The following is a 24,098-nucleotide window of genomic DNA, read 5'->3' as shown; positions in this document are numbered from 1 at the left end:
CCGATTCTGGACTGTCAGCCCCACGCCTGTCGTGGGGCTGCCGGATTTTCAGGAGGAAACATGAAAAAATGGCTTTTGTGCTGCTGCCTGCTGCTGGCCCTGCCCCTGGCTGCCCAGGCGGAAGACGAAAAGATCGACCCCGCCAACTACATCTGCGCCGAATTCGTGGCGCAGGGCGCCGTCAGCCAGGATCCGCCCGTCTTCCAGGCCCTGCAGATCGACGGCTACGTGAGCTCCAACATCGGCTATACCGTGGCTGATCCGCAGGCCATCAACGTGCTGGTGCCCCAGGCCTACCTCATGTGCCAGGAGCAGCCCACCGCCGTGGTGGCCGAGATCTGGGAGCCCCTCAAGAAAAAGCTGCCCCGCCCCATCAGCGGCGAATGGGAAGCCGACGTGACCAAGTGCCGCGCCTATAACGAACATCCCGAGAACGGCAGCGGCTTCGTCATCTGGCTGGATGCCTACAACCGCCAGTACAATGTGACGGAAAAGTCCATCCTGGCCAAGCAGGAGACCCTGGACAAGTTCCTGGCCGCCTGCGCCAAGAATCCCGATGCCTTCATGATCGACGTGCTCCAGGAGACCCTGGGCAACAAGTAAGAAGTCGGGATCTCTTCCACAAGGAAAACGACAGGACCGCCTCCCCGTACTGCCTTTGGGCTGCGGGGATGGCGGTCCTGTTTTTTTCAGGGATGTGCTGCGGTGTCGCCGCAGCGGCGTATGTTCCAGGGGCAGGCCCCGGGACGCAGGGGGCGAAGGGCCGGCGGTCAGGCCATGCCCGTCACGGCAGCGCTCCGCAGGGGAGGCTCCCGAAAGTTCGTCAGCCTATTCCTGGACGAAGGGATAGACCCGGACGCTCAGGGGGTGCTTGCTCTTGTGGGACATGGCGGAGATCACATAGGTGTACTGGCGGCTCTGGCCCGCCGGCGGGCAGGGGCCGGTGTAGACCCGCGTCAGGGCGCCTTCGGGGATGATGCCGGTACCGTCGTTCTCCCAGTTGCCGCCGCCCAGCAGGCGTTCCTGCGGCTCGTTCTCCAGCAGGCGGACATCGAAGTAGTCCGTGCCCTTGGGCACGTTGGTGACCACCATCTCGGGCGAGATGCGCGAACAGCGGTGCAGGGCGCGCAGCTTCACGTCCACCTGCATGTCAGGGGGCGTTTCCGGCTGGGCGGGGGGCTCGCTGCTGTCCTGCCACAGGCCGCAGGCCGAGAGCATCAGGGTCGCGCCCAGCAGGAGCGGAGCACGGTACAGGTTTTTTCCAGAAAAACGCTTGCGCATGGGGGGCCTCCGGGTATTTGCTATTTCCAGCCTTCGCAAGCTATACTGGATAGTCACCAGAATGACAATAGGATCAGCAGTCTGACGAGCCCTGTGCGCTCCGCCAGGATTGCGTGGACAACAACTCAGGAGAAACCCATGTCCCTTCTTGCAGAAAGCGTTTCCGGCTATCTGGAAAATGCCTCCTGGATCCGCCGCATGTTCGAGGCCGGCGGCCAGTTGAAAGCCCGCTACGGTGCGGAGAACGTCTATGACTTCAGCCTGGGCAATCCCGACCTGCCCGCCCCCGCCGCCGTGGGCGAGGGCCTGCGCCGTTTTGCCGAACATGCCGGTGAACCTTTCGCTTTCGGCTACATGCCCAATGCCGGTTTCCCCTGGGCGCGCGAACAGCTGGCCGCCCATCTGAGCAAGGAGCAGGGCGTGGCCCTGGAGGCCAATGACGTGCTGCTCACCTGCGGTGCCGCCGGCGGCCTTAATGCCTTCCTGCGCGCCGTCATCAATCCCGGCGAGAAGATGCTGACCTTTGCCCCGTATTTCGTGGAATACGGCTTTTATGTGGCCAACCACGGCGGCAGCCTCCAGGCCATCATGAGCAAGTCCGGTACCTTCGAGCCCGACCTGGACGCCCTGGAAGAAGCCATCGACGAGAAGACCCGCGTGGTGCTCATCAACTCGCCCCACAACCCCACGGGCGTGGTCTACAGCCGCAAGGCCGTCACCTCCCTGTGCCGCCTGCTGGAGAACAAGAGCGAGCAGTACGGCCATCCCATCTGGCTCATCGCCGACGAGCCCTACCGCTTCCTGACCTACGACGGCGTGGAAGTGCCCTCGGTGCTGCCCCTGTACCAGTATGCCGTGGTCATCAGCTCCTTCTCCAAGAACCTGTCCCTGCCCGGCGAACGCGTGGGCTATGTGGCCGTTTCGCCCAAGCTGGCCGACCGTGCCAGGCTCATGGCCGGTCTGACCCTGACCAACCGCATCCTCGGCTTCGTCAACCCGCCCGTGGTGGGCCAGCACATCATGGCCGCCGCCCTGGGCAGCCAGGTGGACGTGGAGATCTACGCCCGCCGCCGTCAGGCCATGGCCGAGGTGCTGACCGATGCCGGCTACAGCTTCCAGATGCCCGCCGGTGCCTTCTACTTCTTCCCGCAGGCCCCCGGCGGCGACGACGTGGCCTTCGTCAACCGTCTGGTGGAAGAGCGCGTGCTGGCCGTGCCCGGTTCCGGTTTCGGTTGCCCCGGCTATTTCCGCCTGGCCTTCTGCGTGGACGAGACCGTCATCCGCAATGCCGCCGAAGGCTTCGCCCGCGCCTACGCCGCGGTGGCCGGCAAGTAACGTCTTTTGGGAGCGGGAGGGCGTGCGCCTTCCCGCCCTTTTTGTCTCCTGCGTCTTCCGGAGGTATCGTGTCCCGTCTCCTTTCCCTTTTTGTCCTGCTGTGCTGTCTCCTGCTGCCTGCCGCGGGCATCCTGGCCCGCGACATCGGCCCGGACGAGGCCCGTCAGGTGCTGGCCCGGCCGCCCGTCGGTCTGGTGGTGCTGGACATCCGCACCCCGGAAGAGTTCCGGGACGGGCATCTGCCCGGCGCCCGCAACCTGGATTTCTTCGTCCCGGATTTCCGGCAGCAGCTGGAAGCCCTGGCGCGCAAGGACGTGCCCATCCTGCTCTACTGCCGTTCGGGCAACCGCTCCGGGCAGGCCATGCGCCTGCTGCGGCAGTGGGGCCGGGACGACGTGCTGCACCTTGCCGACGGCTTCCGCTCCTGGCGGGCCGCCGGGCTGCCCGAAGAATAACGTCCCGCACGGCCCGGCCGTGCCCTCTCCTCCATGGATACTGCCTTATGTCCGCTTTCATCCCCTCTTCCCTCTATGGCGTCATCGGCTGGCCCCTGGCCCAGAGCCTGAGCCCGCTGCTGCACAACACCGCCTTCCAGGCCCTGGGCATCCCCGCGGCCTACATGCTCTGGGAGCTGCCCCCGGAAAAACTGCCGCGATTCGTGGACAGCATGCGCCTTTTGGGCATCCGCGGCTGCTCCGTCACCCTGCCGCACAAGGTGGAGATCCTGCCCCTGCTGGATCACCGCAGCGAGCGCGTGGAGCTCATGGGCGCCGCCAACACCCTGTACTGGCGGGACGACCGGCTCTGCGGCGAGAACACCGACGTGACCGGCTTCATGCATCCCCTGCTGGAACGCGGCCTCGACCCGGCCACCCCGGTGCTGGTGCTGGGCGCCGGAGGGGCCGCCCGCGCCGTGGTCTGCGGCCTGTGGCTGCACGGCTGCCGCCGCATCTTCGTGACCACGCCTTCCGACCGTTCCCATGCGCCGCTGGTGGAGCGCTTCGGCGTCACGGCCGTGCCCTGGGCCGAGCGTTATGACGTGGCGGCCTCGCTGCTGGTCAACACCACGCCCCTGGGCATGCACGGCAAGGCCGAGGACCAGAGCCCCTATGATTTCGACCGGGCCCCGGCCCCGGCGGACGGCGGTGTGCCCGTGGCCTACGACATCGTCTACAACCCGCTGCGCACCCTGTTCCTGCGCGAGGCACAGGCCCGCGGCTGGGCCACCATCAGCGGCCTGGAGATGTTTTTCCGTCAGGGCGAGGCCCAGTTCCGCCTCTGGACCGGGCAGGACATGCCGCAGGCCGCCCGTCTGGCCCTGGAACATCAGCTGGGCGCCGCGCGCGCCTGAGTCAGGAGGGATACCATGCACAAGATCCTCGTCCTCCACGGCGTCAATCTCGACATGTTCGGCAAACGCGACCCCCGTCATTACGGCCATGCCACCCTGGCCGACATCGACGCGGCCCTGCAGGGGCTGGCCGGTGAACTGGGCGTGGCGCTGGAGACCTTCCAGACCAATCACGAGGGCGTGATGGTGGAACGCATCCACGCGGCCCTCACGGACGGCACGGACGCCATCGTCATCAATGCCGGGGCCTGGACCCATTACAGCTACGCCATCATGGATGCCCTGGGCATACTGTCCATCCCGGTGGTGGAGGTGCACATGTCCAACGTCCATGCCCGGGAGGAGTTCCGTCACCATTCGGTGCTGTCCACGGTCAGCGCGGGCAGCATCGCGGGCTTCGGTGTGGACAGCTATCTGCTGGGCCTGCGCGCCGCCTGTTCGTTGCTGGAACGCAAGGATGCCTGACGTGGCGAGAAATGCCCGCCAGCCAAGACTTTGCGAACTGTGCGGAACGTAAAAAACATGTGTGCTTTGGCTGGATTTTTTCATGCAGACGCGCTAGTCTGCTACAAATTGGTATGTCTTTGTCCTTCAGACTCTAACCTTGAGAGTTTCCATGAACGACGCCATTGATCTGACCCGAAAGCGTGACCGCGACTTCACCGCCGCGGTGGAAGCGCAGAGCGGGCAAAACGTCTCCACCTGCTACCAGTGCGGCAACTGCTCGGCTGGCTGTCCTGCGGGCTTCGTCTATGACCTGCAGGCCAACCAGATCATGCGTGGCGTGCAACTGGGCCTGAAAGACCAGGTGCTGAACTCCCGCTCCATCTGGATGTGTCTGTCCTGTTCCACTTGCAGCCTCCGCTGCCCCAACAACATCGATGTGGCCGAGGTCATGGAGACCCTGCGTCACATGGCCCGCAAGGAAGGCCGCGTGGCCGTGCCCAAGGTGGAAAAATTCTGGTTCTCCTTCCTCGATACCGTGCGCAAGTTCGGGCGGACCTACGAGATCGGCACCATGGTCCTGTACATGTTGCGCTCCCTGCGCGTCTTCACGGACGTGGACCTGGCTCCCCAGGCCCTGGCCAAACAGAAGCTGGGCTTCAAGCCCCATTCCATTCCCAACGGCGGCGCCGAGGCTGTGGGCCGCATCATGACCCGCTACAAGGAACGCGCCAAGCGTGAGGGGGTGCGCCCATGAGACTTGCCTACTATCCCGGCTGTTCGGCCAAGGGCTCCTCGGCCGATTACGAAATGTCCACCCAGGCCGTGTGCGGCGCCCTGGGCATGCGTCTGGAAGAGCTGCCCGACTGGAACTGCTGTGGTTCCACGCCCGCCCATGCGGTGGATACCGAACTTTCCGCGGCCCTGTGCGTGCGCAACCTGGACATCGCCGCCCGCACCCAGGCCGACATGGTGGTGACGCCCTGTCCGAGCTGCCTCTCCAACCTGCGCCATGCGGCCAAACGCATGGAAAAGCCGGAGTTCCGCGCCCGCGTCAACGAGCTGCTGGACAACCCCGCGGCCGAGAGCTTCCCGCCCGTGACCTCCGTCATGCAGGGCATCGCCCAGATGTACGACGCCAAGGCCATCGCCAGCCGTGTGAAGCGCAGCCTGCGCGGCCTCAAGCTGGTGGCCTACTACGGCTGTCTCATGAGCCGTCCGGCGGAACTCATGCAGTTCGGGGATCCCGAGAACCCCACCCTCATGGAAGAGCTGCTGGGCGCCTGCGGCGCCGAGATGCTGGACTTCCCGCTCAAGACCGAGTGCTGTGGCGCCTCCTTCGGCATCCCGGAACGTCCCATGACGGCGCAGCTGTCGGGCCGCATCCTCGAAGTGGCCACCAACATGGGCGCCGACGCCATCGTGGTGGCCTGCCCCCTGTGCCAGATGAACCTGGACCTGCGCCAGAAACAGGCCATGAAGGGCGTGGACCGCTATTTCAATATGCCGGTGCTCTACTACACCCAGATGATGGGCCTTGCCTTCGGCATGCTGCCCAGCGAACTGGGCCTCGACAAGCTGGTGGTCAGCGCCAACGTCCTGGTGGAGCGCATCCTCGACACCCAGCGCGAAGACGCCCAGAAGGCCCAGGCCCCCGAAGGAGATAAAGCATGAGAATAGGCGTTTTCATCTGTCACTGCGGCAGCAATATCGGCGGCACCGTTGATTGCGCCAAGGTCGCCGAGACGGCCCGAGCCTATCCCGATGTGGTCTACGCCGTGGACCTCATGTACTCCTGCGCCGAGCCCGGCCAGGCCGCCATCGAGGCGGCCATCCACGAGCACAAGCTGGACGGCGTGGTGGTGGCCTCCTGCAGCCCGCGCATGCACGAGCCCACGTTCCGCCGCACCGTGGAACGGGCCGGCTTGAACCGCTACATGTTCGAAATGGCCAACATCCGCGAGCACGTCTCCTGGATCGGCAAGGACAAGGTGGCCAACACCAACAAGGCCGCCGAACTGGTGGAGATGGCCGTTGCCAAGCTGCGCAACAACAAGCCGCTGTTCTCCAAGTCCTTCGACATCAACAAGCGCGTGCTTATCATCGGCGGCGGTGTGGCCGGCATCCAGGCCGCCCTGGACTGCGCCGACGGCGGCGTGCCCGTGGTGCTGGTGGAACGCCAGCCCACCATCGGCGGCAAGATGGCCAAGCTGGACAAGACCTTCCCCACCGTGGACTGCTCGGCCTGCATCCTGGGCCCCAAGATGGTGGACGTGGCCCAGCATCCCAACATCACCCTGTACGCCATGTCGGAAGTGGAAGACATCTCCGGCTACGTGGGCAACTTCACCGTCAAGATCCGCAAGCGCGCCACCTATGTGGACTGGAGCCTGTGCACCGGCTGCGGCGCCTGCACGGAAAAATGCCCCAGCAAGAAGACGCCTGACGCCTTCAACGAATTCACCGGTCCCACCACGGCCATCAACATCGCCTTCCCGCAGGCCATCCCCAAGAAGGCGGTCATCAATCCCGAATATTGCCGTCAGATGACCAAGGGCAAGTGCGGCGTGTGCGCCAAGGTCTGCCCCACCGGCGCCATCAAGTACGACATGCAGGACGAGGTCATCACCGAGGAAGTGGGCTGCATCGTGGCCGCCACCGGTTACGACCTCATGGACTGGACCATCTACGAGCAGTACGGCGGCGGCAAGTACCCCGACGTCATCACCTCCCTGCAGTACGAACGCCTGCTGTCCGCCTCCGGCCCCACCGAAGGCCACATCAAGCGTCCTTCCGACGGCAAGGAGCCCCAGAGCGTGGTCTTCATCCAGTGCGTGGGCTCGCGCGACAAGTCCATCGGCCGTCCCTACTGTTCGGGCTTCTGCTGCATGTACACCGCCAAGCAGGCCGTGCTGACCAAGGACCACATCCCCACTTCGCAGTCCTACGTCTTCTACATGGACATCCGTGCCCCATCCAAGCTCTATGACGAGTTCACCCGCCGGGCCATCGAGGAATACGGCACGGAATACATCCGCGGCCGCGTGTCCAAGATCTACCCCGACGGCAATGGCCAGTACATCGTCAAGGGCGTGGACACCCTGCTGGGCCAGCCCGTGGAGATCCGCGCCGACCTGGTGGTCCTGGCAGTGGGCATCGAAGCCAGCAAGGGCTCCCCGCAGCTGGCCGAGAAGCTGCGCATCTCCTACGACAGCTACGGCTTCTTCATGGAGAGCCATCCCAAGCTGAAGCCTGTGGAGACCAACACCGCCGGCGTGTTCCTGGCCGGTGTCTGCCAGGGCACCAAGGACATCCCCTCGTCGGTGTCCCAGGGCTCGGCCGCCGCGGCCAAGGTGCTGGCGCTCTTTGCCCGCGACAAACTTGAAAATGACCCGCAGATCGCGCAGGTGGACAACAAGCGCTGTGTGGCCTGCGGCAAGTGCATCCGTTGCTGCCCCTTCGGCGCCATCACGGAAGTGGAATTCCGCGGCGAGAAGAAGGCGCAGGTTATCGAAACCGTATGTCAGGGTTGCGGTGTGTGTACCTCCACCTGTCCGCAGGGGGCCATCCAGCTTTCGCACGCTACTGACAATCAGATCCTTGCGGAGGTGAATGCCTTATGCCAGTGCTGAATGGCAAAGAACTGCGGATCGTAGGCTTTCTTTGCAACTGGTGTTCCTACGGCGGTGCCGACACCGCCGGGGTCGCCCGTGCCACCCAGCCCACCGACCTGCGTATCATCCGTGTCCCCTGTTCGGGCCGCATCGACCCGCTGTTCATCGTGCGCGCCCTGCTCAACGGTGCGGACGGTGTGCTGGTGTCGGGCTGCCACCCGCGTGACTGCCACTATTCCGCCGGCAACTACTATGCCCGCCGCCGTCTGGAAGTGCTCAAGCAGTTCCTGCCCGTGCTGGGCATCGACGAGCGCCGCTTCGAGTACACCTGGGTCTCGGCTTCCGAAGGCCAGCGCTGGCAGCATGTGGTGACCACCTTCACCGACCGCATCCACAAGCTGGGCCCCGCGCCCCGCTTCGAGGATCCCGAGCCGCTGCTCAAGGTGGTGGACATGGCCCTCACGTCCCTGCGTCCGCTGGGTACCGGCCAGAACGCCAAACTGGACGAGCTCAAGGCCGCCATCAAGGCCAAGCTGCCCGAACTGGACTGCGTCATCGGCTGGCAGCAGGGCTACGACGCCGTGCATACGGTGCCGCTGTTCATGCGCACGCCCGAAGACGTGGACAAGCTGGTCTGGGGCCCCTTCAACGTCAACAACCCCGCCACCTACCTGCCCAGCTTCAAGGGCAAGAAGGTGGGCATCGTGGTCAAGGGCTGCGACTCCCGCTCCGTGGTGGAACTGTTGCAGGAAAACCTCATCAACCGCGACGACGTGACCATCTTCGCCATGCCCTGCGAAGGCACCCTGGACATGGCCCGCGTGGACAAGGAGCTGGGCCGCTACAACAAGATCGACAGCGTGGTCTATGACGAGGCCGGCGTGACCGTCACCGCCGACGGCAAGGAACACCGCTTCTGCATGACCGAATGCGCCCAGGGCAAATGCTACGGCTGCACCATGCCCACGGCCCAGCTGGCCGATACTCTGGCCGGTGCGCCCACCACGGTGGAAGGCACCCCCGGCACGCCGCCCGAGCTGGCCCTGCTGGACTCCATGACCCTGCCCGAACGCATGGCCTTCTGGCGCGGCCAGATGGAACGCTGCCTGCGCTGCTACGCCTGCCGCAACGCCTGCCCCATGTGCGTGTGCCGCGACTACTGCGTGGCCGAGAGCCGTGATCCCCACTGGATGACCCAGGAAGACAGCGTGCGCGAAAAACTGTACTTCCAGACCATCCACGCCCTGCACCTGGCCGGCCGCTGCACCGGTTGCGGCGAATGCCAGCGGGCCTGCCCCGTGGGCATCCCGATCCTGGCCCTGCGCCAGCAGATCGGTCGTGCCGTGAGCCAGCTCTTCGACGGCTACAAGGCCGGTATGGACCCCGAGGCCGTGCCGCCGCTGCTGGGCTATGAGCTGGAAGAAAAGAACATCCATGAGAGGGAGTGGAAATGAGCATAACCCGTTTCGTCACCGCTGACGGCCTGCCCGCCTTTCTGGCTCACCTCTCCAAGAGCGCCCGCGTGCTGGCCCCGGTAGAGAAGCCGGGCAACAAGACCGCGGTCGTGTTCGAGCCCTGGAAGGAAGGCAAGCCCTTCACCCTGGCCAAGGCCACCGTGCCCGCCAAGGAAGCCGTGCTGCCCCAGTGCGAAGTGCTGGTGCGCTACAGCAAGACCAAGGATCCCAATGATCCGGGCAAATGCACCATGACCCTGGACGATACGCCGCAGGCCGAGCCCACCGTGGTCTTCGGCAGCCGTCCCTGTGACGCCCGCGGCTATGTGACCCTGGACCGGCCCTACCTGCACGGCCCCTTCGCGGACCCGTACTACAAGGCCCGTCGTGACCAGCTCACCGTCATCACCCTGACCTGCCCCAGCGGTTGCAGCACCTGCTTCTGCCACTGGGTGGGCGGCGGTCCCACCTCGCCGGAAGGTTCCGACGTGCTGATGACCGAAGTGGAAGGCGGCTATGTGCTGCAGGCCATGACCGACAAGGGCGCGGCCCTGCTGGAAGGCAGCAGCCTGGCCGACGGCGCCGACCGCTTTGCCGATGCCGAGGCCGCCCGCAAGGCCGCCTGGGCCAGCCTGGAAAAGGCGCCCAGCCTGGCCGAAGCTCCGGCCAAGGTGGCCGCCCGCTTCGAGGATGTGGAGTTCTGGCAGCAGGAGACCGACCGTTGTCTGTCCTGCGGGGCCTGTACCTACTTCTGCCCCACCTGCTACTGCTTCAACATCACCGACGAAGGCGACGGCCTCAACGGCCGTGAGGGCCGCCGTCTGCGTACCTGGGACAACTGCATGTCGCCCCTGTTCACGCGTGAAGCCAGCGGGCACAATCCCCGTACGGCCAAGGCCCTGCGCATGCGCAACCGCGTGTCGCACAAGTTTGCCACCTATCCCGAGAACTGGGGCGCCTTCTCCTGCAACGGCTGCGGCCGCTGCGTGAGCAACTGCCCCGTGCATCTGGATATCCGCGCCATCGTGCTCGACGCCATCAACAAGTAGGAGTTCGTTCATGGCTACCAAGAAAACTACCACCCGGAGCAAAAGCACGAAGCCTGCCGCCAAGCCCGCAGCCAAGACCAAGAAGGCTGCCGCTGCGGCTGCCCCGGCAGAAGCCGCGGAAGTGGCCGTGCGCGGCACGGACAGCCCCGTGCTGAAGGAAAGCCATGCGCCCGTGGTCAAGGAAAGCCCGGTGCCGGCCGAAGCCGTGAAGGCCGAAGCCCCCGCCGTGGCCGAACCCGCCCAGGCTCCCGCCGTGGCTGAAGAAAAACCCGCCCGTACCCGCAAGAGCAAGGCCGCTGCCAAGCCCGCCGAAGCTCCCGCCCCCGCGGCGGAAGCCAAACCGGCCGCCAAGCCTGCCGTCCTCAAGCCCCGTGCCGACGGCGGCATGCTGCGCGAGATCACGCCCCGTCCCCAGCAGGCGGGCAACCCCTACAAGCCCATGCTGGCCACGGTGGTGGAGACCATCCAGGAGACCGGCAACATCAAGACCCTGCGCGTGGTCCTGGACGATCCCGATCAGATGGCCAACTTCACCTATGAGCCCGGCCAGGTGGGCCAGCTCTCGGTGTTCGGCGCCGGTGAATCCACCTTCGTCATCAACACTCCGCCTTCGCAGAAGGAGTACCTGCAGTTCTCCGTCATGCAGGCCGGTGAAGTGACCTCCGCCATCCATCGCCTGAGACCCGGCGACAAGGTGGGCGTGCGCGCCCCCCTGGGCAACTTCTTCCCTTACAATGACTGGAAGGGGAAGAACATCTTCTTCGTGGGCGGCGGTATCGGCATGGCCCCCATCCGTACCATCATGCTGCACGTGCTGGAGCACAAGGCCGACTACGGCAAGGTGAGCCTGCTGTACGGCGCCCGTTCGCCGCGCGACATGGCCTTCAGCTACGAGCTGGAGGGCTGGCTGGCCAACCCCGACCTGGATTGCACGCTCTGCATCGACAATCCCTACGAAGGCTGGCCGCACAAGGTGGGTCTGATCCCCAACGTGCTGACCGAGCTGAACCCCAGCCCGGACAACTGCGTGGCCGTGCTCTGCGGTCCGCCGATCATGATCAAGTTCACCCTGCAGGCCCTGGAAAAACTGGGCTTCCAGCCCGAGAACATCGTGACCACGCTGGAAAAGCGCATGAAGTGCGGTATCGGCATCTGTGGCCGCTGCAACATCGGCAGCCACTATGTCTGCGTGGACGGCCCGGTGTTCACCATGGCCCAGCTCAAGGAACTGCCGCCCGAACTGTAGGCCGACATCTTTGCTGCGTTTGAAGGAAGGGGTCTTCGGGCCCCTTCTTTTTTTGTGCCCTGACCGGGGAGCGTCCCGGTACGACGGCGGCAAAAACGCCTGTCCGGGAGAGGTGTCCGTCCCCCCTGCCGGGCACGGGGAAGAAATGCCGTGATTCCGCTGGGCAAGATGTACTATATCACGATTTAATGACTTAAAAGTCACTATTTTGTGACAATCAATCGTGATTATCTTTTTTAAACATGATGAAATAATTTATTTTTTCTTAACTGGTAAATTTTCCTGAAAATTGTCTGTCAAAAAGCGTGAATTTTCATCCGGGGACGTTTTCGTACCCTTTACAGCCCCTTTCCTTGTGCGTATATCCCCCTTGCGTAAGTACTCAACCTCCCACCGACATAAGGAGAAAAAATATGGAAACCAGCGCTCGCAATACTTTCTGGGGCACCATCAGCTCCGTGCGTCCCGGCGCCGTCAATGACGAGATCGAACTGACCATGCCTTCCGGCACCAAACTGGTGGCCTCCATCACCAAGGCCAGCACCGAACGTCTGGGCCTGGTCGAAGGCAAGGAAGCCTGCGCCCTGGTCAAGGCCAGCATGGTCATCCTGATGAACGATGCCGACCAGTACATCCTCTCCACCCGCAACCAGTTCTGCGGTACCGTGAAGAGCGTGACCCCCGGCGCCGTCAACGGCGAAGTGGTGGTGGACCTGGGTGCTGACGGCGAAATGACCTCCATCATCACCATGGGCAGCATCAGCAAGCTGGGCCTGGCCGAAGGCAGCAAGGTGACCGCCATCGTCAAGGCCACCAACGTGATCATGGCCGTCAAGAAGTAAGTCCTGTCGCTACGCGATATCCGAGGGCCGTCTCCGCAGGGAGGCGGCCCTTTTTTCATGTTCGCTGCGACGCCAGATGTCCTGTTGTCAGGGAAGAGGGCGTGCCCGCGCCCCCGGCCTTGCCCGGCCGGGAAAGGTCGTGGAGGCCCGGAAAAGGAAAGGCGCCTGGGCAGGGACGGTAGCGCTGCCCGGGGCCACAAAAAAAGGCTGCCCGCGGGCAGCCTTGAAATGTCGAATCCGGGAAGGGATCAGCGGATGGCGCAGTTGCCGTCACGGCAATCCTGCGAGGGGACCACGGGCGTGGCCTGGAAGAGGACGATCTTGGTCTCCTTGCCGACCTTGTTCAGGACCATGGTATAGCGCATCAGGCCCTGGGGCAGGGGGGGCGTGGCCGAGCCCTTGAGCTCGCCGTTGGCCGTGACCAGGGTCACGTCACCCATGACGGTGCTGCGCATGTTGCTGAGGCGGATACGGTCGATGACCAGCTTCCTTTCCTTGAGGCTCGCCAGGAAGTGTTCCTTGTCCTGGATATGCCCGTTGGCGCTGACATGCCAGTAATTGGGGGCCAGGAGCTTGTCCAGGGACTCCACATCACCGGTCATGAGGGCCTCGGCATACAGTTCGGTCACATCAGCCTTGGCCAGGGCCGCACCGGCAAAGATCAGGCTCAGGGCCAGCGATACAAGGAACATACGGAACAGCTTCATGATGCATCCTCCTTTGGAGCTAGGGATGGACGGTACCTGTTATAAAAAACGATACGGGGCATCATGAAAGCTGTCAAGTTGCGTCCCTTGTCAGGCCCGGCGCCGATTTGCAAAACATGCCCGGCTGGCATATATTGATGTTCTTCTTTTTATTCCCTGACTTTTAGCAAGGATACAGCATGCTCACCAATATTCTGCAAAGCATCGGCAGAACACCTTTGCTGCGTCTGAACGCTCTCGGCGCAGATCTGCCCGGTACGGTCTGGCTCAAGCTCGAAAACCGCAATCCCGGGGGATCCATCAAGGATCGCGTGGCCTTCCATGTGATCGACAAGACCATGGAGTGGGGCGACATCGAAGCCGGCGGCACCATCGTTGAGGCCACCAGCGGCAACCTGGGCATCGGCATCGCCCTGGTGGCTGCCGTGCGGGGCCTGCACTGCGTGCTGACCATGCCCGATTCCATGAGCGTGGAGCGCCGCAACCTGCTGCATGCCCTGGGCGCGGAACTGGTGCTGACCCCGGCCGCCGAAGGCATGAAGGGGGCCATCAAGGTCGCGGAAAAACTGGCGGAAGAGCGCAACGGCCTGCTGTTCGGGCAGTTCTCCAACCCGCTGGCCGTGGAGGCCCATTACCTCACCACCGGCCCCGAGATCCTTGCCGACAGCGTGGGCCATATGGACGTGCTGGTGGCCGGTGTGGGTTCCGGTTCGTCCATCACGGGCACGGGCCGCTTCCTCAAGGAGAACATCCCCGGCTTCAAGGTCATGGCCGTGGAACCGGCGGAATCCCCCGTCCTTTCCGGCGGACAGGCCGGACAGCACGGCATCCAGGGCATCGGGGCCAATTTCGTGCCCTCCATCCTGGACCGCAGCCTGCTGGACGAGATCATCCAGGTGCCCACGGCGGAGGCCATGGCTACGGCACGCCGCCTGATGCGCCTGCAGGGCGTGTGCGCGGGCATCTCCACCGGCGCCAACGTGCTGGCCGCCCTCAGCGTGGCCGCCCGTCCCGAGATGCAGGGCAAGAACATCGTGACCTTCGCCTGCGATACCGGCGAACGTTACATGTCCACGCCCCTGTTCCGTCAGGACTAGTTTTTGCGGGAGGCCCCGGGGCCTCCTGATGACGAGCTGTAAAAAAGCCCCCTCCATGAGGGGGCTTTTTTTGTGGCCTTGGTGGCGACCATGCATGGCCGGGTACAACGCGCCGGGGGGCCAGGGAGGGCCCTTGCCTCAGGACCGTCGCCGGGCAGTCCGCAAGGGTATCTGGAGGGATACGGGGTCTTTTGCGGCATCTGCGCCAACGCCGGGGGACCTCACCAGGGCACAGCCGAGGCCTTCCCCCGTTGGGCGTCACCGGATCCTTCTTAGCCCGCCTGCTGCAGCAGATCGCCCAGGAAGGCGTAGGCGAAGATAAACGATGACGGAAGGCCATCCCGCAGGGCAGGGCCCGGCAGGATACGGCAAAGGGGACGTGACGGCCTGTCAGCAGGCAGCGCGCATCACAGACGTCCGGCCCATGACGGGGATGGACGAGCGGGAAGGATGCAGGACATGACGGCGTGTCCGGAAGATGATCCGGTCACGGACGGGGCCGTACTGGAAGACAGACGGCGGAAAAAGACGGGAACGGGACATGGAGACCTCCTCGCAGGGCTGGTGCCGCCTGCGGGAAGGTGGACGCAAGGCAGGCGATCAGCGTGACGGGACAGATACCTGGATACTGGGAGGGATGGGACTGTCAGATGACATGGGAACTCCTTGCGTGACATGGCCGTCAGCTCGACGGCCCGTTTCCTATGGTACAGATAGGAATAGAAGTCCAGCAAAAAAGCCGGGATAGCGATGACGTCACAAAAATGTCGTCACGGCGCAGGGCTGCAGGGGGCTTTCCGTCGCATGCGTGTTCTCCGGCCGGAAGCCAGGGCCTGCGGCGTCTGCCCGGACAGGGAGAGGCCTGTTTGTCCGGGCAGGCATCCTGCAAGAGCGGCAGGCGGCAGCCTTAGTCCTGCACGGCATTCCGGCCGCTGCGCCAGAACTCGTGGAGCCGTTCCACCTGGCCGGAGCAGAGCAGGGGCATGGCCGCGTTGATACGCTCCAGCGGCCAGTCCCACCAGCGCATCTCCAGCAGCATGGCGATCCGTTCCTGGCTGAAACGTCGGCGCAGCTGACGGGCGGGCATGCCGGCCACCACGGCATAGGGTTCCACGTCCGCGGTCACTACGGCGCGTGCGGCGATGACAGCGCCGTCTCCGATGCGTACGCCGGGCATGATCATGGCTTCCGTACCGATCCAGACGTCGTTGCCCACCACGGTGTCCCCGGCGCGGACGAAGCCGTCTACGGCCTCCTGGAAGCCCGCCTCTTCCGGCATGTAGAAAAAGGGGAAGGTGGCGATCCAGTCCATGCGATGGCCCTGATTGCCCGCCATGATGAAGCTGGCGCCGCTGCCGATGGAACAGAAGGAACCAATGATGAGCTTGTCCACGTCATCGCGTTCCGGGCTCAGATAGCGGGCGCAGTCGTCGAAGCTGTGGCCGTGGTAATAGCCGGAGTAATAGCTGTAGCGGCCCGCACGGATGTTGGGGTTGCGGATCTGCTGGTCCAGAGGGACGCCCTTGAAGGGACTTTCAAAGAGATTCATGGCGCTTCCTTGCGGGAGGGCAGGCGGGGAGAAGGACCTTTTTGAAGCATTTCGTTCCTTTTCCCGGAGCATCGCCGTTCCTGACGGCCACGGTCTTGCGGCCACCATCCGGTCAGCTCCCCCCTCCCCAATACGTTTATCCGGTTGCGTATGGCGGTCCCGTCTTCGGGCAGCGGGGCTGTCGTCGTGCGTTGCCGCGGGCGGGCCGGGAGTTGGGAGAGCATGGTAGCCGGGGCCTGTAGAGGATGCAATGGCTGTGGCCGGTCGGGCCACGGGAAGGCGGCGTATCCATGCACGCAGAGCGTGCCGCAGGCACGACAGCCTGCCGTATCGGGACAGGGCCGCAGCGGACGGGCTCTCTGAGATCGCTCCTCTGTGCGAGGATGGTCGAAGCAAAAAAAGCCTGTGCCCCGTTTGGGGACACAGGCAGGAAAAGCAGGCTGGTGAAGGGGAGTTTGAGGGGAAAGCCCTCTCGCATCGACAGCAGAGATGCGACCGGATGGCGGCCGCAGGCCGTGCCCGTTGCGACGCAGGAAGCTACGGGCATCGACAGCAGAGATGAGACCGGATGGCGGCCGCAGGCCGTGCCCGTTAGCGAGAAAGACGCCTCACGGGATCACCGGCAACGAGGAGGGGCCCTGAAAGTCAGCGCCGTTGGCGATACGGGCCCGACGGACATCGCCGGCAGGATGCGGGGTAGCCTTTCTTCCTCCAAAGCAGGATGCCCCGGCCGTTATGCCTTGCGGGGCAGACCGGCGCGCTGGGCAAAGCCCATGAGGGCGTGGGTGAGCTTGGCGGCGGTGAAGTCCGCATGATGCAGGCCCGGCAGGGGAGCCAGCTCCACCACGTCCATGCCGACCATGCTGCGGCCCTGCAGGCAGCGCTCGATGAGCAGCAGGGCCTGATGCCAGAACAGGCCGCCGGGCGAAGGCGTGCCCGTGGCGGGCATCAGCGAGGCATCCAGACCGTCCACGTCGAAGGTGATGTAGAGGCGGCGGGGAAAGTCCGCGGGCAGGGGCTGTTCCGGCAGGCCCTGGCGGAAGAGGACGTCGGCGTCATAGTGCAAGACATTGTACTGGCGGCGCACCTCCACTTCTTCGCGGCAGAAGTCGCGCATGGCGAACTGGGCCAGCGGCAGGCCAAGGTCGGCCACGGCCCGGTGCATGACGCTGGCGTGGGAATAGATGGAGCCTTCATACTGGGAACGCAGGTCCGCATGGGCATCGAACTGCACCACGCCAAAGGGCTCGCCCGTATGTGCGGCCTCGGCGGCCAGGGCACGCAGGGCGCCCAGGCTCACGGTATGCTCACCGCCCAGGATGACGGGCAGGGCCTTGCAGCGCAGGGCGTGGGCCGTGGCGGCTTCGATGCGGTCCAGCACGGTCTCGATGGGGGCATCACAGTCCACGGCAGGGGCGGTGTACAGGCCCGCTTCTCCCGGGGCGCTGATGCCGTCCCAGGCCTCCAGCTGCTGCGAGGCGGAAAGGATGGCGGCCGGGCCGTGGGCGGTGCCGCCCCCGTAGGAGACGCTTTGCTCCAGCGGGACCGGGATGATATGGAAGGCGGCCTGTTCCGGCCGGGCCGGTTCGTATTCCGAGGCCAGGAAATGGCTTTCGTCGAATTCCTGATGACAGACGGTGACGGGGCTGGACATGCTCGTGTCTCCAGACAGAAAAACGGCCTGCTGGGGGGGCAGGCCGTTTAGGTTGAACTGTCAGTAAGAAAGGAAGGTACTTAGCTTACTGCATAAGGCGTGCCAAAATATCCAGCGAGGAATGTTTTTTCTATCTTACTGTTTTTTATTGTTTTTATTGTTCGCTATGAGCGAAAAGGCCGTTTAATTTTTTTTACATAAGCCCTGCCGAAGCCATACGGGGGGACAAAAATATTGCACACTCCCCTTTCCAGGGGGTGGCCGGTCAGGGCTGCGGCGATCCGGTACGGCCGCCGGCTGCGGTGCTTTCCGGGCGTTTTTTTGCCCTTTCCGGGCAGGTCGGGCCCTGGGGGCACGCCGTCCTGCCTCCCATACTATGGGGAGCGGGGCCGCTGCAAGAAAAAAGCGGGAGCGGTCAAAAAAGCTGGCTTCGGGCGCGGTAGCACCGCCTTGCCGGTTCAGGGATTTTGTCCCTGGACCGGCCATGTTTTGGGAGAGGTGTGCGGGCGGGAAAGACGCTTGCGGAAGCGGTCTGGGCCCTGTCCGGGCAGAGCTGCCATAGCCGCCGGACGGCAGCGGGGAGCCCATCGCGGCAGAAGGCCGCCAGACACAGGAAAAGGGCCCCGGAAGACCGGGGCCCTTGCCGACGTTGGTCTGTCAGGCCCTCAGGCCTGGGCCATACCCGTTAGGGCAGCATCCAGGAAAGGGGACCAGCCTGCAGGTAGGCCAGCACGCAGAGCACCAGGGTCATGCCGATGCTGTGACCGATGGTGAAGCGGAAGAGCTTGCCTTCCTGACCGGCATTGTTGGTGGCGGCGGTAGCCACGGACAGGGACTGGGGCGAGATCATCTTGGCGGTCACGCCACCGGAGGCGTTGGAGGCCACGGCCAGTTCGGGGCGCATGCCCACGGCCAGGGCGGTGTCCTTCTGCATGCCGCCGAACAGGGCGCAGGAGGACGTGTCGGAACCGGTCAGGAACACGCCCAGCCAGCCCAGCAGGGGAGAGAAGAAGGGGAACAGCCAGCCGGTGTGGGTGAAGGCCAGACCCAGGGTGGAGCTCATGCCGGAGTAGTTCATCAGGTAAGCCAGGCCCAGGATCATGGCGATGGTCAGGATGGGGAAGGTCAGCTGCTTCAGGGTACGCATGAAGCAGGCGATGGCCTTGCCGTAACCGTACTTGGGCATGAAGGGCACGGACACCAGACCGGACAGCAGGATGGCGGTACCGCCAGCGGACAGCCAGTTGAAGGTGAACTTGGCGCCGTACACGGCGTCAGCCTGCACGATGGGGGCGGTCTTCATGACTTCGCCATCCAGGCCGGGCCAGGAGATGTTGAACACGGTGCCGGGCAGGCCGTTGAGGATGGCCTTGAAGGAGCCCAGGCCCCAGAAGAACACGAACACGGCCAGCACCAGGTACGGGGCCCAGGCGCGCAGCACGACGGCCAGAGGATAGCCCTGGCCTTCCAGGTTGGAGGGAGCTTCGCCTTCGAAGCGGAAGATGCTCTTGGGCTGCCAGACCTTGAGCAGCAGCATCAGGGCCACGATGGTGGCGATGGCGGAACCGATGTCGGGCAGGGTCGGGCCGTGGAAGTTGGCCAGCAGGAACTGGGCGCCGCCAAAGGCCACACCGGCCACGATGATGGCGGGCAGCACTTCCATGGAACGCTTGAAGCCGCACATGACCACGCAGACCCACAGGGGCACGATCAGGGACAGCAGGGGCAGCTGACGACCGGCAATGGCGGAGACGGTCATCTGGTCAAGGCCGGACACCTGGGCGGCCACGATCAGCGGCACACCGATGGCGCCGAAGGCCACGGGGGCGGTGTTGGCGATCAGGGCGATACCGGCGCCCCACAGCGGGGTGAAGCCCAAGCCCACCAGCATGGCGGCGGCGATGGCCACGGGGGTACCGAAACCGGCGGTACCTTCGATGAAGCAGGAGAAGGCGAAGGCGATGAACAGGGCCTGCAGACGACGGTCGTCCGTCAGGCGGGCCAGGGAGTCTTTGATGATCTCGAACTCACCGGATTCCACGGTCATGTTGTAGACCCACACGGCCGTGATGACGATCCAGACGATGGGGAACAGGCCGAAGCAGGCCCCCAGCGCCACGGAGTTGACTGCCAGGCCTACCGGCATCTTCCAGACCAGGATGGCCACCAGCAGGGCGCCCACCAGACCGGCCACGGCGGCGATATGACCTTTCGCCTGCCGGAAAGCCAGCATGTAGAACAGAATGATCAGCGGTACGGATGCCGCCAGTGCCGACAGGCCGATGCCTCCCAGAGGTTCGTAAACCTGAGTCCAAGCCATCTTTCTCTCCCTTCTACTAGAAAAGCGTGCCGTCGGTCCGTCCGGCCCCTGCCCGAGGACAGGCGACACAAATACATCCTTAACGCTAAGATTATGCTGGCAATGATGAAAATGCAATAGGTTAGGGATAAAAAGGGGGGTTATTTCCGTTATTTTCAGGCTTGGCCAATTTTTTTTAATTTATTGAATTTAATAGCTATTTTTACGTTATGAAATAGTTCATGAAATATTTTTCAAGCTTTTTCTGACAGGAAAATCCTGTAAAAAAAGCCCCTTCCGGGGCTCTTCCTGTCTGCGGATCAGCGCTGCCGTACCGGCAGGCGTTCGGCCAGCAAAATACTTTCGCTGTGGGTCTCCCGGTTGGCGTCCCGGCAGTGCAACACACGCCAGCGCCGCGGCTCCAGACGGGCCAGTCGTTGGGCAAGGGCGGCCTCTTCGGCGGCGCCGCCTTCATGGCCGGTATAGCAGTGCAGGCTCAGGCAGCCCTGCGGGGCCAGCCGCTCCAGCAGGGCATCCACGGCCGCCAGACTGCCCGACGCCGTGGTGGTGCAGCGCTTGTCCGTGCCCGGCAGGTAGCCGAAATTGAAGATGCCCGCCAGCAGGGGGCGTTGCCTGTCCGCTTCGGACAGGGCGTCCAGCAGCTCCGGCAGGGCCGCATGGGAATGGAGGACGAGACGGATGTCCGTCGTCCCGGAAGGGAGGGGGGACAGGGCGCAGGCCGCCGCTGCCGAGGCACAGCAGCGCGCCGCCATGCCTGCCTGCTCCAGTCGTGCCCGGCTGGCCTGCAGGGCGGCCTCCTGGATGTCCAGGGCCAGCAGCAGGCTGCCCGCCGGGGCCTGACGGGCCAGGAAGAGGCAGTCGTGGCCGTTGCCGGCCGTACCGTCCAGCAGCAGGGGGGGCTGCCCGCCGCCGTTATCGCGCCAGGCCGCCAGGGCCCGGAGCACGGCGCTGTGCGCCACGGCGTCCAGAAGCGAAGGCCGGGGCGGTCGCAGGACCGTCCCGGCGCGGAATGGGCTTGCCGCCCCGGAGGCGGCCACAGGATCTGCCATGACTAGTGGGTGGTGCCGTTACCTTCGGCGCGCGGCGCGGCCATGCGGGTGGCCAGTTCCTTCACCTGGTCCGTGGAACACCACTGGGCGAACAGTTCGCGCCAGCTGCCGAACTCCATGAAGTTCTGGTCCAGCTGGTTCTCGTGCATCTGCACCCAGGCGTTGAACAGCTGCATGCGGGTCTGGAAGGTGGTGCTGTCGAACACGGTCTCGGCCATGCGCTGGGGCATGACCTTGCCGTCCAGGTGTTCCATGACGAAGGAACAGACGGCCTGCTGCGACAGGGCAAAGCTGATCTCCTTGCCGTTCAGGCTCTCGGCCAGGGGCAGCAGATCGGGGTACAGCTCCTTGATGCGCTGCATGCCCTGCTCGGGGATGGCCACGAACAGGGGCTTTTCCGCGCCTTCTTCCACCGGCGCATCCAGCTTTTCAGTGAGGAAATAGAAACGGATCCAGTTCTCGAACATCACGGTTTCCAGGATGCGCAGGACGGCATTCTGGAATTCTTCTTGAGGCGTAGGCATGGAAAATCCTTTGTGCAAAAAATTTCAAGCTACTTTACGATTCCCGTCCGGCGGCGTCAACTGGTGGAGGAATTTTCCTTTTTTTACTGAAAGGGAGACCGGATAGAGGAAGGATGCGCCGAGGGCTGGAGCCTGTGGAGGGACGACCCACCGCGGTCCCCCCCGGCGGGATGGCCCTGTGGGCTCCTCTGGCCTGCCCAGCGCCTTTATGCTAATCTGTAACGATGATTGATTACGCGCACGCGCTCAACAGCGCCCAATACGAGGCCGCCACCTGTGGCGACGGGCCGGTCCTGGTAGTGGCCGGCGCCGGTTCCGGCAAGACCCGCACCATCACCTACCGCCTGTCCTGGCTGGCGGATCACGGCGTCCCGCCGGAATCCATGCTGCTGCTCACCTTCACCCGCAAGGCGGCGCAGGAGATGCTGCAGCGGGCCGCGGCCCTGTCCGACCATGCCCTGAGCCTGGTGCAGGGCGGGACCTTCCACTCCTTCGCTTTCGGCGTGCTGCGCCGTTACCGTCCCGACTGGCTGGAGGACCGCCCCTTCACGGTCATGGACAGCGCGGACATCAACGCGGCGGTCAAGGCCTGCAAGGACGATCTCCGGCTGGGCAAGGGCGACCGCTCCTTCCCGCGCACCCAGGCCATCGTGGGCTTTTTGAGCAAGGCCCGGAACAAGGAGATGCGCCTGGACGAGGTCCTGCAGCGCGAGGCCTTCCACCTGCTGCCCTATGCCGAGCCGCTGATGCAGCTGGGCGAGGCCTACGATGCCTACCGCAAGGAAAAGGGCCTGCTGGACTACGACGATCTGCTGTTCGAGCTGGAGCATCTGCTGCGTACCAACGAGCGCGCGGCCGAGAACCTGCGCCGCCGCTACACGCACATTTTGGTGGACGAATATCAGGACACCAACCTGGTTCAGGCCCGCATCGTGCGTCTGCTGGCCGGGCCGGAGGGCGAAGGCATGCCGCCGGGCAACGTCATGGCCGTGGGCGACGAGGCCCAGTCCATCTATGCCTTCCGTGGCGCCAACGTGCGCAACATCCTCGATTTTCCCAAGCTTTTCCCCGGGGCCCGCATCATCCGGCTGGAGGAGAACTACCGCTCCACCAAGCCCATCCTGGACGTGGCCAACAACCTGCTGGAAAACGCCACGGAATCCTTCCGCAAAAAACTGTTCACCCGCAAGGAGGGCGGCGCGCCGGTACGCCTGGTGACGCCCCTCAGCGACATGAGCCAGGCCAAGCTGGTGGTGCGCCGCATCGAGGACCTGCTGACCCGGCACCTGCCGCACGAGATCGCCGTGCTCTTCCGGGCGGGGTTCCATTCCTACCATCTGGAAATGGCCCTCAACCAGGCGGGCATCGCCTTCCGCAAGTACGGCGGCCTGCGCTACACCGAGGCGGCCCACGTCAAGGACGTCATGGCCTACGCCCGCCTGCTGCTCAACCCGCTGGACATGCCCGCCTTCTCGCGCGTGGCCGAGCTGCACGAGGGCATCGGCCCCAAGACCGTGCTCAAGCTCTATAACGTGGCCCAGAGCGCCGACGGCCCGGCCCTGGACAAGGCCTGTGCCCGCTTCCCCTCCTTCCGCGAGGACCTGCGCTTCATCGCCGAGATGCGCGCCCGCCCGCTGCATCCGGTGACGGCGCTGGAGCTCATCGTGGACCATTACCGCCCCGTGCTGGAGAGCCGCTATCCCGAAGACTGGCCCCGCCGCCAGCAGGGACTGGAAGAGATCCTGCAGATGGCCTCGGGCTACAACGATCTGGATCTGTTCCTGGCCGATCTGGCCCTGGATTCCCCCGACGAGGAAGACGAGGACAACGAGGGCCGCATCACCCTCTCCACGGTGCACTCGGCCAAGGGCCTGGAGTGGAACGCCGTGCTGATCATCGACCTGGTGGAGGACCGCTTCCCCTCGCGCCACGCCTTGGCACGGCCCGAAGATTTCGAAGAAGAACGCCGCCTGATGTACGTGGCCTGCACCCGCGCCCGGCAGGAGCTGGACCTGTATTCGCCGGCCACCATCTACAGCAAGGCCGAGCAGGGCACGCAGCATGTGGCCCAGAGCCCCTTCGTGCGCGAGCTGCCCGCCGGGCTGACCGAGGAGTGGGTGGAAAGTTACGGCGGCGGCCTGAGCAAACGGGCGCGCGGCGGCATGTTCGCCGATCCCTTTGGCGGCCGTCCGGCCCCGTCCGGCCCCGGCGCGGGCTTTGGTCGCGGCCGTCATGCGGGCCTTGCCGCCCCTGCCGGGCTCAGCCCGGCCCAGCGTCTGGCCGCCACCCGCGCCCTGCAGGATGCCGATGACTGCCAGCTGCCCCCGGACGAACGGCCGGGAGGCACCGCGGGGGGGCGTCCGGCTGCTGCGCCTGCCGCTCCCGCCGGTGACGCTGCCGGAGGTTCGGTGCTGGCGGCCGCCGGGGCCGTGGCCGCGGGCAAGCGCCCCTGCTTCTGTCGCCACAAGATCTTCGGCCGGGGCAAGATCCTCGGCCTCATGCCCCCGAACAAAGTACAGGTGAGTTTTGCCGGTTTCGGGATCAAGGTCATCCTGGCCGACTATCTGCAACTGGAGGACTGA

Annotated in this window: 22 protein-coding genes; 14 read left to right on the top strand and 8 right to left on the bottom strand. The window is 64.6% G+C overall.

The features are described 5' to 3' along the window. The first annotated feature begins 60 nt into the window (after positions 1 to 60). On the top strand, positions 61 to 603 hold the full coding sequence (locus tag HF854_RS01665; protein WP_168934719.1) for a hypothetical protein: 543 nt from the start codon (positions 61 to 63) through the stop codon (positions 601 to 603). Between the two features lie 225 nt (positions 604 to 828). Here HF854_RS01665 and HF854_RS01660 read toward each other — a convergent pair whose 3' ends face one another. After that, a complete protein-coding gene (locus HF854_RS01660; protein WP_168934718.1) occupies positions 829 to 1,281 on the bottom strand; it encodes an MbtF in 453 nt (150 codons plus the stop codon). Between the two features lie 138 nt (positions 1,282 to 1,419). Between HF854_RS01660 and HF854_RS01655 the strand changes: the two genes are divergently transcribed. The 11 genes from HF854_RS01655 (at position 1,420) to HF854_RS01605 (ending at position 12,616) form a co-directional block, all read left to right on the top strand. Continuing rightward, on the top strand, positions 1,420 to 2,616 hold the full coding sequence (locus HF854_RS01655; RefSeq protein WP_168934717.1) for a pyridoxal phosphate-dependent aminotransferase: 1,197 nt from the start codon (positions 1,420 to 1,422) through the stop codon (positions 2,614 to 2,616). Between the two features lie 68 nt (positions 2,617 to 2,684). After that, complete coding sequence (locus HF854_RS01650) at positions 2,685 to 3,071, top strand: rhodanese-like domain-containing protein (protein ID WP_168934716.1); 387 nt, start codon at positions 2,685 to 2,687, stop codon at positions 3,069 to 3,071. A gap of 47 nt (positions 3,072 to 3,118) precedes the next feature. Next, on the top strand, positions 3,119 to 3,967 hold the full coding sequence (gene aroE, locus HF854_RS01645) for a shikimate dehydrogenase (protein ID WP_168934715.1): 849 nt from the start codon (positions 3,119 to 3,121) through the stop codon (positions 3,965 to 3,967). A 15-nt stretch (positions 3,968 to 3,982) separates the two neighbouring features. Beyond that, positions 3,983 to 4,432 carry a type II 3-dehydroquinate dehydratase gene (gene aroQ / locus HF854_RS01640; protein ID WP_168934714.1) on the top strand — a complete coding sequence of 150 codons (450 nt, stop codon included), beginning with the start codon at positions 3,983 to 3,985 and terminating at the stop codon, positions 4,430 to 4,432. Between the two features lie 151 nt (positions 4,433 to 4,583). Then, positions 4,584 to 5,168 carry a 4Fe-4S dicluster domain-containing protein gene (locus HF854_RS01635; protein WP_006008589.1) on the top strand — a complete coding sequence of 195 codons (585 nt, stop codon included), beginning with the start codon at positions 4,584 to 4,586 and terminating at the stop codon, positions 5,166 to 5,168. Further along, entirely contained in the window at positions 5,165 to 6,085 is a 921-nt protein-coding gene (locus HF854_RS01630) for a CoB--CoM heterodisulfide reductase iron-sulfur subunit B family protein (protein WP_168934713.1), read from the top strand. The genes HF854_RS01635 and HF854_RS01630 overlap by 4 nt, the downstream gene beginning before the upstream one ends. Further along, positions 6,082 to 8,043, top strand: a complete 1,962-nt coding sequence (locus HF854_RS01625) for a CoB--CoM heterodisulfide reductase iron-sulfur subunit A family protein (protein WP_006008592.1) — start codon at positions 6,082 to 6,084, stop codon at positions 8,041 to 8,043. The genes HF854_RS01630 and HF854_RS01625 overlap by 4 nt, the downstream gene beginning before the upstream one ends. Beyond that, positions 8,031 to 9,479, top strand: coding sequence for a hydrogenase iron-sulfur subunit (locus HF854_RS01620; protein ID WP_168934712.1), 1,449 nt, complete (start codon positions 8,031 to 8,033; stop codon positions 9,477 to 9,479). Before HF854_RS01625 ends, HF854_RS01620 begins: the two co-directional genes overlap by 13 nt. Further along, entirely contained in the window at positions 9,476 to 10,528 is a 1,053-nt protein-coding gene (locus HF854_RS01615) for a 4Fe-4S dicluster domain-containing protein (protein WP_168934711.1), read from the top strand. Before HF854_RS01620 ends, HF854_RS01615 begins: the two co-directional genes overlap by 4 nt. Positions 10,529 to 10,913: 385 nt before the next feature. Then, entirely contained in the window at positions 10,914 to 11,774 is an 861-nt protein-coding gene (locus HF854_RS01610; protein WP_168934728.1) for an FAD/NAD(P)-binding protein, read from the top strand. A gap of 413 nt (positions 11,775 to 12,187) precedes the next feature. Continuing rightward, positions 12,188 to 12,616: a TOBE domain-containing protein gene (locus HF854_RS01605; protein ID WP_006008602.1), complete on the top strand. Its 429-nt coding sequence runs from the start codon at positions 12,188 to 12,190 to the stop codon at positions 12,614 to 12,616. A gap of 248 nt (positions 12,617 to 12,864) precedes the next feature. On the opposite strand, the gene HF854_RS01600 is transcribed toward HF854_RS01605, so the two are convergent. Next, positions 12,865 to 13,323: a nuclear transport factor 2 family protein gene (locus tag HF854_RS01600; RefSeq protein WP_168934710.1), complete on the bottom strand. Its 459-nt coding sequence runs from the start codon at positions 13,321 to 13,323 to the stop codon at positions 12,865 to 12,867. Between the two features lie 179 nt (positions 13,324 to 13,502). Between HF854_RS01600 and cysK the strand changes: the two genes are divergently transcribed. After that, positions 13,503 to 14,420 (top strand): cysteine synthase A, encoded by a 918-nt coding sequence (gene cysK / locus HF854_RS01595; RefSeq protein ID WP_006008613.1) that lies wholly within the window; start codon positions 13,503 to 13,505, stop codon positions 14,418 to 14,420. A 390-nt stretch (positions 14,421 to 14,810) separates the two neighbouring features. On the opposite strand, the gene HF854_RS01590 is transcribed toward cysK, so the two are convergent. From HF854_RS01590 to HF854_RS01565, 6 genes are all read right to left on the bottom strand, one after another. Further along, entirely contained in the window at positions 14,811 to 14,963 is a 153-nt protein-coding gene (locus HF854_RS01590; RefSeq protein WP_168934709.1) for a hypothetical protein, read from the bottom strand. A gap of 364 nt (positions 14,964 to 15,327) precedes the next feature. Beyond that, on the bottom strand, positions 15,328 to 15,969 hold the full coding sequence (gene catB, locus HF854_RS01585) for a type B chloramphenicol O-acetyltransferase (RefSeq protein ID WP_168934708.1): 642 nt from the start codon (positions 15,967 to 15,969) through the stop codon (positions 15,328 to 15,330). A gap of 733 nt (positions 15,970 to 16,702) precedes the next feature. After that, a complete protein-coding gene (speB, locus tag HF854_RS01580) occupies positions 16,703 to 17,623 on the bottom strand; it encodes an agmatinase (protein ID WP_168934707.1) in 921 nt (306 codons plus the stop codon). A 685-nt stretch (positions 17,624 to 18,308) separates the two neighbouring features. After that, positions 18,309 to 19,943 (bottom strand): L-lactate permease, encoded by a 1,635-nt coding sequence (locus tag HF854_RS01575; protein WP_006008626.1) that lies wholly within the window; start codon positions 19,941 to 19,943, stop codon positions 18,309 to 18,311. 299 nt (positions 19,944 to 20,242) lie between these two features. Then, positions 20,243 to 20,992 (bottom strand): MnmM family RNA methyltransferase, encoded by a 750-nt coding sequence (locus HF854_RS01570; RefSeq protein WP_168934706.1) that lies wholly within the window; start codon positions 20,990 to 20,992, stop codon positions 20,243 to 20,245. Positions 20,993 to 20,994: 2 nt separating this feature from the next. Continuing rightward, positions 20,995 to 21,516 carry a hypothetical protein gene (locus HF854_RS01565; protein ID WP_168934705.1) on the bottom strand — a complete coding sequence of 174 codons (522 nt, stop codon included), beginning with the start codon at positions 21,514 to 21,516 and terminating at the stop codon, positions 20,995 to 20,997. 224 nt (positions 21,517 to 21,740) lie between these two features. Here HF854_RS01565 and HF854_RS01560 point away from each other — a divergent pair, with 224 nt between their 5' ends. After that, positions 21,741 to 24,098 (top strand): ATP-dependent helicase, encoded by a 2,358-nt coding sequence (locus HF854_RS01560; RefSeq protein ID WP_168934704.1) that lies wholly within the window; start codon positions 21,741 to 21,743, stop codon positions 24,096 to 24,098.

Source organism: Desulfovibrio piger, assembly GCF_012843875.1.
Classification (GTDB): Bacteria; Desulfobacterota; Desulfovibrionia; order Desulfovibrionales; family Desulfovibrionaceae; genus Desulfovibrio.
Note: the sequence above shows the minus strand (reverse complement) of the source record. Positions and strands in the feature narration are given on the sequence as shown.

Excerpts from the sequence above, each read along its gene's own strand:
- HF854_RS01665 (WP_168934719.1), top strand. The coding sequence starts at position 61 with ATGAAAAAATGGCTTTTGTGCTGCTGCCTGCTGCTGGCCCTGCCCCTG.
- HF854_RS01660 (WP_168934718.1), bottom strand. The coding sequence starts at position 1,281 with ATGCGCAAGCGTTTTTCTGGAAAAAACCTGTACCGTGCTCCGCTCCTG.
- HF854_RS01655 (WP_168934717.1), top strand. The coding sequence starts at position 1,420 with ATGTCCCTTCTTGCAGAAAGCGTTTCCGGCTATCTGGAAAATGCCTCC.
- aroE (WP_168934715.1), top strand. The coding sequence starts at position 3,119 with ATGTCCGCTTTCATCCCCTCTTCCCTCTATGGCGTCATCGGCTGGCCC.
- aroQ (WP_168934714.1), top strand. The coding sequence starts at position 3,983 with ATGCACAAGATCCTCGTCCTCCACGGCGTCAATCTCGACATGTTCGGC.
- HF854_RS01635 (WP_006008589.1), top strand. The coding sequence starts at position 4,584 with ATGAACGACGCCATTGATCTGACCCGAAAGCGTGACCGCGACTTCACC.
- HF854_RS01630 (WP_168934713.1), top strand. The coding sequence starts at position 5,165 with ATGAGACTTGCCTACTATCCCGGCTGTTCGGCCAAGGGCTCCTCGGCC.
- HF854_RS01625 (WP_006008592.1), top strand. The coding sequence starts at position 6,082 with ATGAGAATAGGCGTTTTCATCTGTCACTGCGGCAGCAATATCGGCGGC.
- HF854_RS01620 (WP_168934712.1), top strand. The coding sequence starts at position 8,031 with ATGCCAGTGCTGAATGGCAAAGAACTGCGGATCGTAGGCTTTCTTTGC.
- HF854_RS01615 (WP_168934711.1), top strand. The coding sequence starts at position 9,476 with ATGAGCATAACCCGTTTCGTCACCGCTGACGGCCTGCCCGCCTTTCTG.
- HF854_RS01610 (WP_168934728.1), top strand. The coding sequence starts at position 10,914 with ATGCTGCGCGAGATCACGCCCCGTCCCCAGCAGGCGGGCAACCCCTAC.
- HF854_RS01605 (WP_006008602.1), top strand. The coding sequence starts at position 12,188 with ATGGAAACCAGCGCTCGCAATACTTTCTGGGGCACCATCAGCTCCGTG.
- HF854_RS01600 (WP_168934710.1), bottom strand. The coding sequence starts at position 13,323 with ATGAAGCTGTTCCGTATGTTCCTTGTATCGCTGGCCCTGAGCCTGATC.
- cysK (WP_006008613.1), top strand. The coding sequence starts at position 13,503 with ATGCTCACCAATATTCTGCAAAGCATCGGCAGAACACCTTTGCTGCGT.
- HF854_RS01590 (WP_168934709.1), bottom strand. The coding sequence starts at position 14,963 with ATGTCCCGTTCCCGTCTTTTTCCGCCGTCTGTCTTCCAGTACGGCCCC.
- catB (WP_168934708.1), bottom strand. The coding sequence starts at position 15,969 with ATGAATCTCTTTGAAAGTCCCTTCAAGGGCGTCCCTCTGGACCAGCAG.
- speB (WP_168934707.1), bottom strand. The coding sequence starts at position 17,623 with ATGTCCAGCCCCGTCACCGTCTGTCATCAGGAATTCGACGAAAGCCAT.
- HF854_RS01575 (WP_006008626.1), bottom strand. The coding sequence starts at position 19,943 with ATGGCTTGGACTCAGGTTTACGAACCTCTGGGAGGCATCGGCCTGTCG.
- HF854_RS01570 (WP_168934706.1), bottom strand. The coding sequence starts at position 20,992 with ATGGCAGATCCTGTGGCCGCCTCCGGGGCGGCAAGCCCATTCCGCGCC.
- HF854_RS01565 (WP_168934705.1), bottom strand. The coding sequence starts at position 21,516 with ATGCCTACGCCTCAAGAAGAATTCCAGAATGCCGTCCTGCGCATCCTG.
- HF854_RS01560 (WP_168934704.1), top strand. The coding sequence starts at position 21,741 with ATGATTGATTACGCGCACGCGCTCAACAGCGCCCAATACGAGGCCGCC.